The 16202-nt window shown below is 39.3% G+C and carries 15 protein-coding genes; all 15 read left to right on the top strand.

Annotated elements, in window-relative coordinates; all coding sequences use genetic code 11:
* Window positions 1-1188, top strand: a complete 1188-nt coding sequence (locus A2536_03195; protein OGF47325.1) for a hypothetical protein — start codon at window positions 1-3, stop codon at window positions 1186-1188.
* 32 nt (window positions 1189-1220) lie between these two features.
* Window positions 1221-2750 carry an apolipoprotein N-acyltransferase gene (locus tag A2536_03190; GenBank protein OGF47324.1) on the top strand — a complete coding sequence of 510 codons (1530 nt, stop codon included), beginning with the start codon at window positions 1221-1223 and terminating at the stop codon, window positions 2748-2750.
* Window positions 2729-4180: a starch synthase gene (locus A2536_03185; protein OGF47323.1), complete on the top strand. Its 1452-nt coding sequence runs from the start codon at window positions 2729-2731 to the stop codon at window positions 4178-4180. Before A2536_03190 ends, A2536_03185 begins: the two co-directional genes overlap by 22 nt.
* A complete protein-coding gene (locus A2536_03180) occupies window positions 4177-5055 on the top strand; it encodes a hypothetical protein (protein ID OGF47322.1) in 879 nt (292 codons plus the stop codon). The genes A2536_03185 and A2536_03180 overlap by 4 nt, the downstream gene beginning before the upstream one ends.
* Window positions 5045-5857 (top strand): ABC transporter permease, encoded by an 813-nt coding sequence (locus tag A2536_03175; protein OGF47321.1) that lies wholly within the window; start codon window positions 5045-5047, stop codon window positions 5855-5857. The genes A2536_03180 and A2536_03175 overlap by 11 nt, the downstream gene beginning before the upstream one ends.
* 272 nt (window positions 5858-6129) lie before the next feature.
* Window positions 6130-7386, top strand: a complete 1257-nt coding sequence (locus A2536_03170; GenBank protein ID OGF47320.1) for a hypothetical protein — start codon at window positions 6130-6132, stop codon at window positions 7384-7386.
* Between the two features lie 144 nt (window positions 7387-7530).
* A complete protein-coding gene (locus A2536_03165) occupies window positions 7531-8181 on the top strand; it encodes a hypothetical protein (GenBank protein ID OGF47319.1) in 651 nt (216 codons plus the stop codon).
* Between the two features lie 13 nt (window positions 8182-8194).
* Window positions 8195-8605: a hypothetical protein gene (locus tag A2536_03160; protein ID OGF47318.1), complete on the top strand. Its 411-nt coding sequence runs from the start codon at window positions 8195-8197 to the stop codon at window positions 8603-8605.
* Complete coding sequence (locus A2536_03155) at window positions 8605-9339, top strand: hypothetical protein (GenBank protein OGF47317.1); 735 nt, start codon at window positions 8605-8607, stop codon at window positions 9337-9339. The genes A2536_03160 and A2536_03155 overlap by 1 nt, the downstream gene beginning before the upstream one ends.
* 7 nt (window positions 9340-9346) lie before the next feature.
* Window positions 9347-11512, top strand: a complete 2166-nt coding sequence (locus A2536_03150) for a hypothetical protein (GenBank protein OGF47316.1) — start codon at window positions 9347-9349, stop codon at window positions 11510-11512.
* 258 nt (window positions 11513-11770) lie between these two features.
* Window positions 11771-12031: a hypothetical protein gene (locus A2536_03145; protein ID OGF47315.1), complete on the top strand. Its 261-nt coding sequence runs from the start codon at window positions 11771-11773 to the stop codon at window positions 12029-12031.
* Window positions 12028-13005, top strand: a complete 978-nt coding sequence (locus A2536_03140) for a biotin--[acetyl-CoA-carboxylase] ligase (protein ID OGF47314.1) — start codon at window positions 12028-12030, stop codon at window positions 13003-13005. Before A2536_03145 ends, A2536_03140 begins: the two co-directional genes overlap by 4 nt.
* Window positions 12995-13720 (top strand): hypothetical protein, encoded by a 726-nt coding sequence (locus A2536_03135; GenBank protein ID OGF47313.1) that lies wholly within the window; start codon window positions 12995-12997, stop codon window positions 13718-13720. Before A2536_03140 ends, A2536_03135 begins: the two co-directional genes overlap by 11 nt.
* Window positions 13717-14997 carry a hypothetical protein gene (locus A2536_03130; protein ID OGF47312.1) on the top strand — a complete coding sequence of 427 codons (1281 nt, stop codon included), beginning with the start codon at window positions 13717-13719 and terminating at the stop codon, window positions 14995-14997. The genes A2536_03135 and A2536_03130 overlap by 4 nt, the downstream gene beginning before the upstream one ends.
* A gap of 196 nt (window positions 14998-15193) precedes the next feature.
* Window positions 15194-16042 carry a hypothetical protein gene (locus A2536_03125; GenBank protein OGF47311.1) on the top strand — a complete coding sequence of 283 codons (849 nt, stop codon included), beginning with the start codon at window positions 15194-15196 and terminating at the stop codon, window positions 16040-16042.
* Window positions 16043-16202 lie beyond the last annotated feature (160 nt).

Below are 16202 nucleotides of genomic sequence, written 5' to 3'. Positions count from 1 at the left end.
ATGACGGATATGTATCTTGAGGCAAAAAAACTCGGATTGTATCTTGTAAAAATCAGAAGAGAACTCCATCTGGCACCGGAGCTTGGTTTCAAAGAATATAAGACCTCTAAAATAATTCAAAGAGAGCTTCGGAGTCTGGGAATCCCTTTTGTGGTTATGGCGACCGGTGTGGTCGGACTTCTAAAGGGAAAAAGAAAGGGAAAGACAATAGCCTTGAGAGCGGATATTGACGCTCTGCCTGTTTACGAGGAAACCGGAGTTTCTTTTGCTTCTAAAAATAAGGGCATTATGCATGCTTGCGGGCATGATGCTCATACTACCTGTGTACTTGGAGCAGCAAAACTGCTTTCCAATATGAAAGACAAAGTAAAAGGAAATGTTAAGTTCATATTCCAGCCGGCTGAAGAAATAGCGGATAAGAACAGAGATGGAGCAAAGGAAATTATTAAAGCCGGTGCAATGAAAAATCCAAAGCCGGATGCGGTGATAGCTCTCCATGTTGACGCGCCCGGTGAAGTCGGGAAAATCAGTGTTACTTATGGCCCTGTTTATGCAAATGCCGATTTTTTTGAGATCAAAGTTACGGGTAAGGGCGGGCATGGCGCGATGCCGCATGCTTCTGTTGATTCTATTGTTGTATCTGCGGCTATTATACAGAACCTTCAGAGCATAGTAAGCCGGAATGTTTCTCCTTTGGAATCCGCGGTTATTACTGTTACAATGATAAATGCCGGGGAAACCTCAAATGTTATTCCGCCGTTTGTAAAGATGGAAGGAACTGCCAGGTCTCTAAATGCCCAAACCAGAAGAATTATAAAGACAAGAATGAAACAAGTTGTGACCCTGACGGCAAAAGCTTTTGGAGCTAAAGCAGAGTTGAGATATTTTGACGGCTATCCGGCGTTTTCTAATGATGAGACCATGATTGGCCTTATGGAAAAGGCCGGTGTGAGGCTGCTTGGCAGAAAAAATGTGATTTTACGGAAAGAGCCTTCCATGGGCGGGGAAAATTTTTCCTATTTTACGAAAATCGCTCCGGGCGGTTTTATTTGGCTCGGGGTCGGGAATAAAAAGAAAGGGATTACCAGCGCTTTGCATCATCCAAAATTCACTATAGACGAGGCTTCCCTTCCCGTAGGCGCAGCCGTGCTTGCCGAAACCAGTTTGGAATTTTTAAATAGTAAATAGTTTATAACGTTCGTAACCTTTCCAAGGAAAAAATGAAATTTAAAGAATATATATTGGCAATAGTTTCGGGCTTATTCCTCGTTGTTTCCTTTCCGAGTTTTATTAATATGTCTCTTAACGGTTGGAGCGGATGGTTTGCTTTTGTAGGACTGGTACCGTTGCTCATTGTCATACAGGGTAAAACCAAAAAACAGGCTTTTCTCCTCGGGTGTATTACAGGTTTTATCTATTTAGGCGGTGCTGTTTACTGGTTAAATTTCATGAAGGAACTCGGAATATTAGCTTTTCCTGCCTGGCTTTTGCTCGGAACGTACCTGTCGCTTTTTATAGGATTATTTTGTGTATTAACCGTTTTAACCGGGTTGGTTTATGCCCCCTTTATCTGGGTGGGGGTTGAACTGCTCCGCACTTATTTGCTCACAGGTTTTCCCTGGGCGCTTCTCGGTTACTCCCAGTTTAAATTTTTACCGTTAATCCAGATTGCTGATATTACAGGGGTATTTGGTGTTTCTTTTGTTTTGGTGCTTTTTAATACGGGTATTGCATTAATACATATTAAAAGGAAAGAAGGGATTAAGAAAAGATTTCTTTTAATTTTCGCCGGTATATTTGTTTTGGTAATATTTCTTCTGTATGGTTTTATTAAACTTCATATTTATGGCGAAAAAAATGAAACAGGGCATATCTTTACGGTTATTCAGGGTAATATAAGTCAGACTGCTAAGTGGGATCAAAACTACGTGGATTTTGCTTTCTCAACACATGAAAACCTTTCTCTTGAATCAAAAAATGATTTTCCCGAAGTGATTATTTGGCCGGAGACCGCGACAGCTATGTATGTTAAATATATGCCGGTATATTGGGCAAAGCTTCAATCTTTGGCAAAAGTTGTGAATGCTGATTTATTGGTAGGCTCACCTGACGCTGTCCCTGATAAGGATTTGAGTGTTAAAGAAGCTTATAATTCGGTGTTTCATTTTTCGAAATACGGGAATTTTACCGGTAAATATGCTAAAATGCATCTGGTTCCTTTTGGCGAGTATGTGCCGTTTGAAAAACAGTTGAAGTTCCTTGAAAAATATACCGCAGGTTTTAATAAGTGGGAGAAAGGGAGAAAAGAGGTTGTATTTACAACTTCAAACGGCCTGGAAATATCTACTCCTGTCTGCTGGGAAGTAATATTCCCGCAGGATTGCAGGCGTTTTGTTGTAGAAGGGGCAAAATACCTGATAACTGTTTCTAATGACGGCTGGTACGGAGTTTCTTCTGCGCCCCATCAGCATTTCATGGTATTGCCTTTTCGTGCCGTGGAAAACAGGGTCAGTGTCGGCAGGGCTGCAAATACAACTCTTAGCGGTTTTGTTGATTATACCGGAAAGATTAAAAATACTTTAGGACTGTTTGAACGGAATAAACTTTCAATAGCCTTACCCTCTTGCGGGGAAGGGCTGACTTTTTATACAAAGTTTGGTGATGTGTTTTCATACATCTGTGTTATGGTTGCGCTTTTTGGGATATTTTTGGGATTAAAAGGAAAAGAATGGAAGAAAAAGAAAAGTTGAATATATTATTTGCTTCCTCGGAGGTTGTTCCGTTCGCAAAAACCGGAGGGTTGGCGGATGTTTCGGCTGCCCTGCCAAAAGCCCTGACAAAGCTTGGCTGTAATGTTAAAGTAATAATGCCCAAGTATTCAAAAATAGATGAGGTCAAATATGATCTTAAGTTTGTTTGTGATTTGCCAAACGGCGGCGCGGTAAAGAAAAGCAAACTCAGAGGCTCTACTGTTGAGTTTTATTTTGTAGAGTATGACCAGTATTTCGGCAGAAATGCGCTCTATGGTGAAAATGGTTCGGACTATATTGATAATGCCGAAAGATTTATATATTTTTCAAAATGTGTCCTTGATTTCGCACGTCTTACCGGCTTTAAGCCTGATATTATTCATTGTAATGACTGGCAGACAGCTCTTATACCCGTCTATATTTCTTCTTTAAGAACGGATTCTTTTTTTAAGGATACATCAACGGTTCTTACGGTGCATAACATGGCGTATCAAGGCATCTTTAGTAAACAGATCATGTATGCTACAGGTCTTCCCTGGAATTATTTCACGAGGGATAAATTGGAATATTGGGATAAAATAAATTTCATGAAAGGCGGTTTGATATTTGCTGACATAATAAATACCGTGAGTGAAACTTATGCCAAGGAGATACAATCGAGTTATGATTATGGCTGGGGGCTTGAAGGGGTTTTGCAAAACAGGAAAGCGGACCTTTTCGGGATATTAAATGGTATTGACGGAAAGGAATGGGATCCGGAAACGGATAAATACCTTTTAAAAAAATACGGAACTCTGTCTATAGGCAAAAAGCTTGAAAATAAGAAGATACTCTCGGAAAAAACCGGTTTGCCGTTTAAACCTGCAACACCGCTTTTAGGTATTGTTTCACGTTTTGCGGATCAAAAAGGTTTTGATATTATAAGTCCGGCGATGGATATGCTTATGAAAAATGATATCCAGCTTGTAGTACAGGGGATTGGAGATCAGCGTTATAATGATATGTTCGCTTCTTTCCGGAATAAGTATCCGGGTAAACTTGCAGTAATCTTTAAGTTTGATGAGCGTATTGCGCATCTGATCTACGCAGGTTCTGATATGTTCTTAATGCCTTCAAGGTATGAACCCTGCGGGCTTTCCCAGCTTATCAGTTTTAAATATGGCACTGTTCCTGTTGTAAGAGAGACCGGTGGTTTGGCCGATTCCGTGACAAATTATGATCCGAAGACCGGAAAGGGTACGGGTTTTGTTTTTAAGGAATATTCTCCCTGGGAGCTGCTTGATGCCGTAAAACGAGGGGTTTTAGTGTACAAAAATAAGAATAGCTGGGCAAAACTTATAATAAAAGATATGAAGCTGGATTTTTCCTGGGATAGCTCTGCAAAAAAATATGTTGAGCTTTATCAGAAAGCTCTTTTAAAACACAGATGAAGAAAAATGATAATTTTATAGCTTATGTATTTCTGCTTCCGTCAATAATTATAATATCTGTTTTTCATATTTTCCCGACCGTTTATTCCTGGTATATCAGTTTATTCAACTGGGATCTGATCTCAAAGCATAAAGAATTTGTTGGTCTTGCCAATTATAATAAACTCCTGATGGATGCTGATTTCTGGAAATCCCTTTTCAATACCGTTTATTTTGCGGTTGGAACAATACCCGCGGGGATAATCCTTGCTTTTTTGATAGCGTACGGGCTTAGTAAAAAGATAAAGGGGCTGTCTATTTTACGTACTATATATTTCTTGCCTGTTGTTACTTCAATAAATGCCGTAGGAATGATCTGGCTTTGGATCTATCATCCTGATGCAGGTATACTTAACTGGTTTTTGGGGCTTTTTGGCGTATCAGCGCAAAAATGGCTGCTTGATCCCGTACTTGCCATGCCTGCGATAATGCTAATGTCTATCTGGAAAAGTTTAGGTTATAACATTATAATATTTCTTGTCGGGATACTCAGTATACCGGTGGAATACTATGAGGCCGCGGAAATAGACGGGGCTTCGGGTTTTGCAGTCTTCCGGTATGTGACGCTTCCTCTCGTAATGCCCAGCATATTTTTTGTCACACTTGTTTCTCTGATAGGTTCTTTTCAGACCTTTACCCAGGTTTATATGCTCACGCCGGATGGCGGTCCGCTTAAATCTACCATGGTCCTTGTATATTATCTTTATCAGAATGCCTTCGTGTTCTTTAAGATAGGTTATGCTTCAGCGATCTCTTTTGTAATATTTCTGGTGATATTTACTCTCACAATACTGCAGAATAAATACTGGGGAGAAAAGATACATTATGAAAATTAGACGGACTTTTATTTATACCGCTCTTATTGCCGGAGCGTTTATAATGGTAATACCCTTTTTGTGGATGGTGGTAACAGCTTTTAAGCTTCCCGAGGAAGTCCTTGCTATGCCGCCAAAATTTCTCCCTTCAAAGATAAATTTTAAGAACTTTTCAGATGCTTTTTCGGCGGCGCCTTTTGGCGCCTATTTCTTTAATAGCTTGTTTGTGACTGTTCTAACTACTCTTTTACAGGTTGCGACATCAGCCTTGGCAGGTTATGCCTTCGCCAGGTTTGATTTTAAAGGAAAAAGAATTATTTTTTTAATATTTCTTGGGACCATGATGATACCTGTGGAAGTGACGTTAATACCAAATTATATTATCTTGAAAAACCTCGGATGGCTGGATACATATTTTGCCTTGATTATTCCCTGGGCTGTGAATGTTTTTGGAATATTCTTGATGCGGCAATTCTTCCTGTCCCTGCCTAAAGAACTTTTTGAACAGGCTCAAATTGACGGCTGTTCGCACTGGCAGATACTCTGGAAAATACTTTTTCCCGTAGCGAAACCGGTTTTCATAAGTGTCGGGCTTTTCTCGCTGATAGGCAGTTGGAATTCTTTCCTTTGGCCTCTTATTATGACTAACAGTGAAAACATGCGGACTCTTCCTGTAGGTCTGGCTTATTTCACCTTTGAATTCGCCACCCGGTACCATCTGATGATGGCCGCCGCGCTCTTTGCGACATTACCCGTAATAATAGTCTACTTCTTCGCCCAGAAATATTTTGTAGAAGGAATTGCAACGACGGGAATGAAGTAGTCATAGTTCATAAAGTTTGTAAAACAAAAGTTTCATTTTGTTTCCATCTTTTGCTGACCTTCTAATCATCCAATTTATTTTTGCCGCACCTCCCCGTCAGAAGTTTCTTCTGACGAAGTCTCGCCATAGGGCGGATAAGCATCTGCGCCTCCGAGCCTCCACGAGCTTCTATTTTTCCTTGTTTTTAATTTTGCATTCATATATAATTGTTTTGGTCTTATAGTGTAAAATATTCTATTTAATGAAATTGTTTTTAATAAAAGGATGGTAAAGTGAAAAAAATAATAATCGGTGTTTTTGCTGCGGTTGTTTTCCTCTCGGGCTGCGGCTCTTCTTCTGATAAAATAAAACTTACATTCTGGCATGCAATGGCGGATCCAAAGGATAAGGTCTTAAAAGAACTTATTACAGGTTTTGAAAAAGAGAATACGGATATAAAAATTACTCCTCAATATGTGGGAAATTATGATGTTTTGCTTCAAAAGCTTCTGGCGTCTGTAGCTGCAGGTAATTCGCCGGACATTTCGCAGGTCTACGAGAATTGGACAACGAGATTTGTCGAGGAAAAATCTATAATTCCGGTTGAAAAGTACTTTTCAAAAGATCCGGATAGAAAAAAGGATTTAGCAGATATTTATCCTGTTTTTATCCGGAATAATAGTTACGAAAAAACGCTGTGGACTTTCCCGTTTAACAAATCTATCTATGTCTATTATTACAATGAATCCCTTTTTAAGAAAGAAGGTCTTACTCCTCCAAAGACCGTTGCGGAGTTCTTAAATGTTTGTACAAAGTTAACTAAGCGTGATGCTTCCGGAAAAACTGTGCGTTACGGCTTTGGTTTTAGAGCCAATATAGATATATTTGCCATACTTTTATATATGAATAAGGGAAGTTTTTTCAATGAGAGTGAAACAAAATCAACTTTTAATGATGCGGCAGGAAGAGAAACCTTACAATTCATAACTGATTTGTATAATAAATATAAAGTGGCAGTATATACAAAAGATTACCTTGATGGCGATTTTAAAGCAGGCCGAATGGCCTCTTTCATTTCTACAAGCCCGCATCGGAGTTATCTTGAATCGGATATTGGAACAGCTTTTTCTGTCGGCATCGCGCCGTTATATGCAGGTAAGATTAAAACTGCTCCGATAGCCGGTACTAATATTGCGATTTTTGCGAAAAAAGAAAATAGTCAGAAAAGAGAAGAAGCTTGTTACAAATTTATTAAATGGCTTTCAAACTCTGAAAATAATGTAAAATGGGCGATGGGAACCTCCTATTTACCAATTAGAAAGTCAGCGCTTACAAGTCCTGTGATGGTTGAGCATCTAAAGAAAAAACCTTTGGATTTAATCGGTATTAAAGAGCTTGATAATGCCGTGACTGATCCCAGAGTTAAGTGCTGGCAGGAAGTAAGAATTTATATAGGAGAAGCCTTAGAAAAAGTCCTTTTAAAAAAAGCTACTCCGCAGGAAGCTTTGGATGAAGCAGCAAAAAAAGTGGATGCATTATTAGAAAAGTAATTGAATTATTGGCTTTATGAACTTTTAGATTTTTACGGGTTTAGGTATATATTTTTGGGCTTTTGATGGTTGACATACCCTGCCTTTCTGGCTATAATTATTACAGTATTTCTAAATTACTTCATTTTTTCAATAGGAGGAAATATGTTCTTCGAAAATATGTCGTTTTTAAGCCTTTTAGAAAAAGGTGGTATTGTTGTATGGATTCTGATTATTTGCTCAATACTCTCAGTGGCGGTGTTTCTTGAAAGGCTGAAAACTTTCTACGGGGTCAGAATGAAAATTATTGAAGAGGTTAAAACAAAGGTCAGGAATATGGTCATGTCCGGCAAAATATCCGAAGCCATTACTTTCTGCGATAATTTCAGGGTTAAATTCCTTTTCTTTAAAGTACCGTGTCCTTTGAGTAATGTCTTTAAAACAATTCTTTTTTCTCACAAAAAAGATAAAGGCGAATTATCAGAAATAGCTATGAGAGCTGTCGATAAAGAAATGGTTGGTCTGGAGAAATTCCTGGGAATTCTTGGTACTATAGGTAATATTGCTTTGTATATAGGTTTAGTCGGTACTGTTATCGGAATTATGCATGCTTTTAAATCAATGTCAATTGAATCTGCAGTAGGGCCTTCTGTCGTGGCCGGAGGTATCGCAGAAGCGCTTATTAATACCATAGCCGGCCTTATAGTAGCTATTTCTTCTGTTATTTTCTATAATGCTTTTACAAGACAGATTAAAAAACTTCTGGTGACTTTTGAGGATAGTGCTGCGGAAATTATCGAAATCGTGAAAAAGTGACCGGAGGCAATACATGAGACGATATAGAGTAGATGATAAGATAATCTCCGACATAAACATTACACCGCTTACTGATGTGGCGCTGGTACTCCTAATAATATTTATGGTGACCACTCCTATGATACTTGCAGGAGGGATAAATGTAAAACTTCCGACAGCGACAACTGCGGATACAACACCTCAGAGAAATATTACGATATCTATTACCCGGGATGGCAAGGTCTATTTAAATGACAGGGAGACAGGGTTTGACGGCCTTCAGCCCGCTTTGGAGCAGTTTTTGAAAAATGAAAAGGATAAAACAGTAATATTAAATGCTGACAAGAGCGTGATGCACGGACAGGTTGTAAGAGTTCTCGATATTGCTAAAAAGGCCGGAGCGGTAAAGCTGGCTATAGCTGCGGAGAGGACCGGAGATAATTAATGCAAAAAAGCGGCGATCTGAAATATACTATTGTCATTTCGCTTTTAATACACCTATTGCTTCTTCTATGGCTTTCTTCTCTTAATATTAAAGCTTCTGCCGGAAAGACTGTATACCTTACTGAAGTAACATTTCTTGCAGAAATGCCTTACGGGAAGGGTCTTGGACAAAAAGGGGAAGTAGTAGATTCCGGGATTAAAAAGCCGAGTGTTAAAGTCACTCAAAAACCCCCTGTAATAAAGAGTACATCCCCTGATACGGAAATGGTAAAACCGGTAAAAGTGAACCCGCGTTCAAATGAAGAAATAACGAAAATAAGAAAAGAGAATCCTATTGGTATGGATGAAACGGCTTTAAAGAGCGCATCAGGACTGATAGAAGGGCCTTCTTTTGGCGGCGGGTATGGGGAGGATAATCTGCCTCCCGGAAGTCTGGACGGTAAAACGGGAATTGAAGGGCCTATAGCTTCCCGGGGGATCCTTTACAGTCCGCCGGCGTTGTATCCTGAATGGGCCAGGAGAAAAGGCATAGAAGGTGAAATAAAAGCTCAAATAAAAGTAGATCCAAAGGGAGATGTAAAAGATACCATAGTAATAAAAACCAGCGGATTTAAAGAGCTTGATCAGGTTGTAATAGAATGTATGAGAAAATGGAAATTTGCGCCTCTTCCTTTTTCCGCAAATCAGACAGATCAGGACGGTCGGATAACTTTTAAATTCAACCTTAAAAAGTGATCTCTTAATGAAAAATTTATTTTTTGGCATAATAGTTTTAACTGCTTTTATTTTTCTTTCCGCTTGCGGGACAACTCCGGTTAAAGTTTTCAAATCTAAAGGCGAAGGAGTTTCTTCCGGAAAATTTGAACAACTCCCTGCTGTTTCTTCTGATGCTGGCTGTCTTACTTTATGTGTCCCTGCCGCTCCGCAGGATGAGTTTGGTAAGGGCATGCGTGAAGCTACTCTGGATTATTATAACGGTAATTTTGGAGGGGCTATTGATAAATACCTCTCTTTAATAAAAAACACCGGTTCCGAGATAGCTTTGGCAAATCTTGCCACCGTTTACAAAGACACCGGTTTTTATTCTGATGCTGTCAGGAATTATGAAGCAGCTCTCAAAATAAAAGATGACCCTTTCTGGCGGCTCAGCATGGGGTACTCCCGGTTTTACATGAAGGATTTTAACGGAGCCAAGATTGATCTTGAGAATGTTTTTAATACTCTTGATGCTATGCAGGATCAGGATGCTGATACGGCAAAAATAAAAATGCTTGCGGCTTTTGGACTTGGACTGGTCTATCATGAAAGGAAAGAGGATATTTATTCCGCGGAAATGTATAAAAAAGTGCTGGAATATGATATCCGCCTCGCTCAAGCGCATTTTTTACTGGCTGATTATTACTATGCTGAAGGAGAGCTTGACAATGCTTTAACCTGCTATCAGAATACGGTTAAATATGATAATAGTTTTTATAAGGCTAATCTTAAAATGGCTGAAATATACAGTAAAAAAGAAAGATATGCCGAGGCCTTTGAAAATTATAAGAAAGTTTCTTATATCGAGCCTTATAATAAAGAAGTGCAGCAAAAACTTAAAGAGATCGGAGTAAAAGCTTCTGAGTATATTAAAAAAACTGAAGCATCAAAAGAAAAAAACAGAAAAGAAACAAAATGTTTGAAGGTTAATTATATTAGGGATGATAAAGGTATTCCCGTACTTAAAGTGGTGATTGTAAACGGTGTGGAATTTGTAAGATTTAAGTGTGCCGGGAAGTATAGCATTTATTATGACAGTAAAATAGTTAAGAAAGCCGAACCCGAGGAAGATCTTCAGATTACAAGGGAAGGGGCATCGATCTATATAAAGGGCTCTGCAGATTCAAAACCCGTAGAAGTTTGGATAAAAAGAGATACCGCGCTTTACTTTGTGCCGGAATTGAAGGATGCAACTTTTACTATTTTTGATGTAACAATGGATAGAGGATATTTTTGGGCCAATAATAAAGACAGGAGCTATCGCGGTGTATTAAAGATTGTTGCTGAGGACAGGGGTTTTCGTCTTGTAAATGAAGTTAATCTGGAAGAATATCTTTATAGTGTTGTACCCTCTGAAATAGGTTCCAGAGCAAACATCGAAGCTTTAAAAGCCCAGGCAGTTGTTGCGAGAAGTTATATCTACAAAAAAATAGAAATGAACGGGGGAAATACTGATTTTCATCTTTGCGCGGATGTTCATTGTCAGGCGTATACCGGGGTTCATACCGAACAAGCAAGTACGACAAAAGCTGTGGATTTGACCAGAGGTGAAGTGGTTTTTAACACAAAAGGAGCAGTTTCCACGTATTTCTTCTCTACCTGCGGGGGGCGTACGGCGAATGTGTGTGATGTGTGGGGAGGTGAAAAGTGTGAAACTCTCTGCGGAGTCGGGGATTTTGAAGCGGCAGAGCAAAAAGAATGTTATAGGGATTGGCCTTTGACTCCTGAAAATCTGGACCGATGGATCAAGCTTTCTCCCGTGTCTTATTGCGCGGATGATGAGGTTTTCAGATGGTTTCGTATGGCAGATCCGGAAGAAACAAAAACTTTCAAGATAATTAAAAGAGATTTAAACGGTTATGTCAGAGAGTCCCAGATGGGTACAAAAAAATATCTTTTAGACCGGAGCCGGAGCGCCCTTTCTGGTCTCAGGAGTTCTTTCTATAAGGTTGAAAAAAATCTTATTTTTGGATGCGGATGGGGTCATGGTGTAGGGATGTGTCAGGAAGGTGCCATGAGAATGGCTGCAAGAAAAAAGAGTTATATAGAAATAATAACACATTATTACTCTAATTGCAGTATTAAAAAGGTCTACTCGGGAGTTGCGGCGGAAGAGAGCAGGGAAAGCAAGGAAAGCAAAAAAAGCGAATAAAGCAGTGGAAGCAGGAGAAGTAAGAGCAGTAAGTAGAGAAAGTAGAAATAGTCTGCGCGCCAGTATTTAGGCGAGCAGTCCGCCACGCTTTTTGGCGGAAAAGAAAGCAAGTTGAGCGAAGTTTAAATATTGGACCTTAAAGCTTCGCGAAATCCGCCTAGGCGGAAAAAGTAAAATATACCACATTAGTGTAAAACTTTAATGGACTTTACGGACGTTATGAACTTTTATAGACGATTGTTTTAATCAGGAGGGCTTATGCTCAACAACGAAGACGGAAAACAAATAAACATAGAAATAGATGAACAGATCAGTAAGGGTGTCTATTCTAATTTTGTAGTGGTATCTCATAACGAGAATGAGTTTGTTATGGATTTTGTTTTTGTATTTCCTCAACAACAGAAAAACAAAGTGGGGGCAAGAGTGATTTCCTCTCCTACCCATATAAAGAGGTTTTTAATGGCGTTAACAGATAATGTAAAAAAATACGAAGAGAAGCACGGACCGATTCCGGTATGAACATACCGGATAAAGAAGAACAAATACTGATTTTACTTAAATCTTCCTGTCCGGATTGTATTTCAGGTGAGGAGCTCAGTAAAAAGTTTGGGGTTACCCGGGCTGCTATATGGAAACATATGCATGCCTTGATGAAACAGGGATATAAAATTGAAAGTCATACTCATTTGGGATATACTCTGATCTCTTCGCCTGATAAAGTATTGCCGGCAGAGATAAGGGATGGATTAGAAACTGAATATATGGGACGGGAACTTTATTGCTTTAACGAGGCAGGCTCGACCAATGAGATTGCAATTAAGTTAGCTGAAGGGAAGGTTTCTGAAGGAGCAGTGGTAATTGCCGAAAAGCAGACTGCAGGAAAAGGAAGGTTAGGTCGAAAATGGATCTCTCCGTCCGGTTCCGGTCTTTGGTTTTCAATAATACTGAAGCCGAAGATAAATCCTCAACATTCCGCAAAACTTACCTTTATTTCGGGTCTTGCTGTGCTTGATGCGATAAAGTCGGTTACAGGATTAAAAGCCGGTTTAAAGTGGCCTAATGATGTACTGGTAAACGGAAAAAAGGTATGCGGCATACTTACAGAGATAAAAGCCGGTCCGGATGTTATTAATTATCAGGTGATTGGAATAGGGGTCAATGTTAATCTAAATGAAAATGCTTTCGAGGGGTTGCTGAAAAATTCTGCAACTTCTTTATCTGTTGAGGCTGGAAAAGAAGTATCACGTCTTAAACTTCTGAAAGAGATACTCAAAAATATTGAAACAGGTTATGAGCTTTTTAAGAAAGAGGGATTTGAACCGTTTCTTTCAAGGTGGAAAGAACATTCTGTTACTCTAAATAATAAAGTCAAGGTAAAAGGACTTCTGGAGAGTTTTGAGGGAATCGCTCTTGATATTGATGACGACTGTGCCTTGATTTTGCGTCTGAGTTCAGGGGAGAAAAAGAGAGTGCTGAGCGGCGATGTATCATAAAAAAGTATATTTAAACATAGGCAATTCATTTATGGTTGCCGGTTTTTTTAGAAAAAAAGTTTTTGTTCCCTTAAAACGGGTTCCCTCCGGGGTTTCTTCATTTAAGAAGCTCTCGGTTTTAACAGAAAAGAATTGCGGATTGATTGTTGTCGCATCGGTAGTTCCGGAGCTTCTAAAAGCAGCGGTGAAAAAATATAAAAAAAGAGCTCTTGTTATCCTGAACACGAATGTGCCTGTAATAAATTTATATGAAAATAAAAAGACTGCAGGAATTGACCGGCTGCTGATTTCTCTTGGCGCAGTAAAAAAATATGGAGTTCCCTGTCTGGTTATTGATTTTGGCACGGCTACAACAATAAATCTGGTGAGTAAAAAAGGGGAGTTTAAAGGGGGACTTATTTGTCCCGGAGCCTCCTTGTTTTCAAAATACTTGTTCGAAAAAACTTCAAGGCTTCCTTATGTGCCCGTAGATTTTGCAAAAAAGGTGGTAGGGAGAAATACGAAAGACTGTATAAAAGCAGGTGTGTTTTATGGGTATGTCGAGATGATAAATGGATTGATACGCAGAGTAAGAGAAGAAACAGGGGAAACCTTTAAAGTGATTGCTACAGGCGGATGGGGAAAACTATTTTCCCCCTATATTAAAGAGATTTCAGTTTATGAGCCATATCTTATATTTTATGGAATGGGGTATACAAAGAGGAGAAAACAATGAGAATAATAAAAATTATTATTATTTTTGCAGTGCTGACATTTCAGCTGTTTGCCGGAGAAGTATTTGTAATTGAATTAAAGGGAGTTGTTAATCCGATATCAGCCTCATATGTTGAAAATTGGATTTCTCAGGCGGAAGAATTGAAGGCAGAACTGGTAATAATTCAATTGGATACTCCCGGCGGTCTTGACAGTTCAATGAGGAAAATTGTCCAAAAGATTTTAGATTCTAAAGTTCCTGTAGTTACCCAGATATATCCGAAAGGAGGGAGAGCTGCTTCCGCGGGGCTCTTTATTGCAATGGCGTCTGACTATGTCGCGATGGCCAGGGGGACAAACATGGGCGCTTCCCATCCTGTTTACCTTGATGGCGGCACAGTTTCTGAAAAGATTACCAATGATGCGGCGGCTTATATCAGATCCCTTGCTGAAAAGAGCGGGAAAAATATGGTATGGGCTGAAGAGGCTGTGAGAAAAAGTGTTTCTATTACAGAAACAGAAGCTGTTAAACTTAATGCGGCGGATACTATTTCAGATACCGTAGATGATCTTATGCTAAAACTTGACGGTAAAACCCTTAAACGCTTAAAAGGAGAGGTGAAGCTAAAATTAAGAAATGTGACAGTTAAAAAAATCAGCATGTCCGGCTGGGAAGTTGTTCTTCATGTAATAGGTGACCCCAATATCGCGTATATTCTTCTGATCCTCGGAGTTTTTGGCCTTATATTCGAATTTACCTCTCCTGGTACTTTTGTTCCGGGGATTACCGGCGGGGTTTTTATAATTCTTTCTCTTTATTCCATGGGTTCTATTTCAGTAAGCTTTGCCGGTGCTGCTTTTCTGTTGCTGGCCTTTATGCTTTTTATTCTCGAAATAAAAACACCTTCGTACGGTTTGATAGGAATAGCGGGGCTTTTGTCTCTTATCCTCGGGTCGTTTCTAATCTTCAATCCCCTCTCCCCGTATTTTAAAATATCTTTGCCTGTGGTTTTTACAATGGTACTTCTTACCGGCGGTTTTTTTGTATTTATAATTACTATCGGAGTGTCAGCTTTGAAAAGCAAACCGGTTTCAGGGATTGCTGCTCTTATTGGAGCCAAAGGTGAAGTAAAAACCGATATGAAACCTTCAGGAATAGTAATAGTAAATAAAGAAGATTGGAGTGCTGAGACAGTTGACGGACAGAATCTTGAAAAAGGAGAAAAGATATCGGTCGTTTCGGTTGATGGAATAAAACTGATTGTAAAATCAGCCCAAAGTACAAAGTCTGAAGTATAAGTGCACCAAGTATGAGTAATAAATGCAAAAACAAATTCTAAGCTTATAAACCTCTCCGAGTTTGCGAGGCTGTGCCAAAATCTGTCTTATCTGTGTCATCAGCCCGATTTCGGGCTTGTTTTAATGGCGACTTTGGTATATAATTATATTAAATAACAGTTTCAGGTAAGTTGAAAATATTTCAGGAGGGTAAAAAATGTTTAAAAAAATTAGCGTATTGTTGGTGTCAGTAGCTATTGCCGTTGTTGGTTGTTCAAAAGTAATCAAGCCTGCGGATAAGCCTATGTATGACAGGGCGGTTGCCGCTATTGATAATGCAAAGGCGGAGATAAAGCTGTCAGAAAAAGCGCCTACACTTAAAGATCTCTATGAAATGTTTAACAGCGCAAAATCATACCTTTCTACAGCAGAAGAATGGCTTGAAAAGGGTCAATATTCTAAATCCATTGATTTGGCAAATAAAGCCGGAGACTCGGCAAAGAATGTCAGAGAGTTGCCCGGGCAAATACAGGGAATAATAGCAGAGGCAGAAAGAAGCTTGCAGCTTGCGAAAGAAGTTGGAATGGATAAAACTTATGGTAAGATGATTAAGGAAGTTACTAATTATATCTGGGATGCGAAAAATAATATCAGGTTGAAAAATTATGAACTTGCGAAAAGCTTTGCTTCGCAAGCACTGGCTTCCATAAATAAGGCAAATAAAGATGTCGAGAAAGCTACCGATGAATTAACAAAAGCCAAGACAGCTCTTGCGGAAGCAAAAGACTCTAATGCTGATACTTTGGTTCCTGATATGTATAAGAACGTGGAAGAAGCAATAAAGACTGCAACTGATGCGATGGACAAAGCAAATTTTGTACAGGCCGCAGAATCAGCTGCTAAAGCTTCTCAACTTGCGAAAGATGCTCTGGTAAAAGCAAAAGAAGAAGCAGTGAAACAGCAAAATCAGCCGGAAACGGCACCTGTGCCAAAAACTAATTCCGTGCCGGAAAACACTACTCCTGTACCTGCAGCCGAACCGGCAACACCTGCTCCGGCAGAATAATAAGTGCAGCAGGAACAGTAAACACAGCAAAAAAAGTAAGTGAAGCAATGGAAGGTTAAATATAGGACTGTTCTTTGTTAAAATTTTAGGCAGAAATCTTGAAAGAATCGTGTAATTTGGCATACTTTTTGAAATCAACAGGATGATTAGAGATCCAGTT

This window comes from Candidatus Firestonebacteria bacterium RIFOXYD2_FULL_39_29 (assembly GCA_001778375.1).
Lineage (GTDB): Bacteria > Oederibacteriota > D2-FULL-39-29 > D2-FULL-39-29 > D2-FULL-39-29 > D2-FULL-39-29.
Note: the sequence above shows the minus strand (reverse complement) of the source record. Positions and strands in the feature narration are given on the sequence as shown.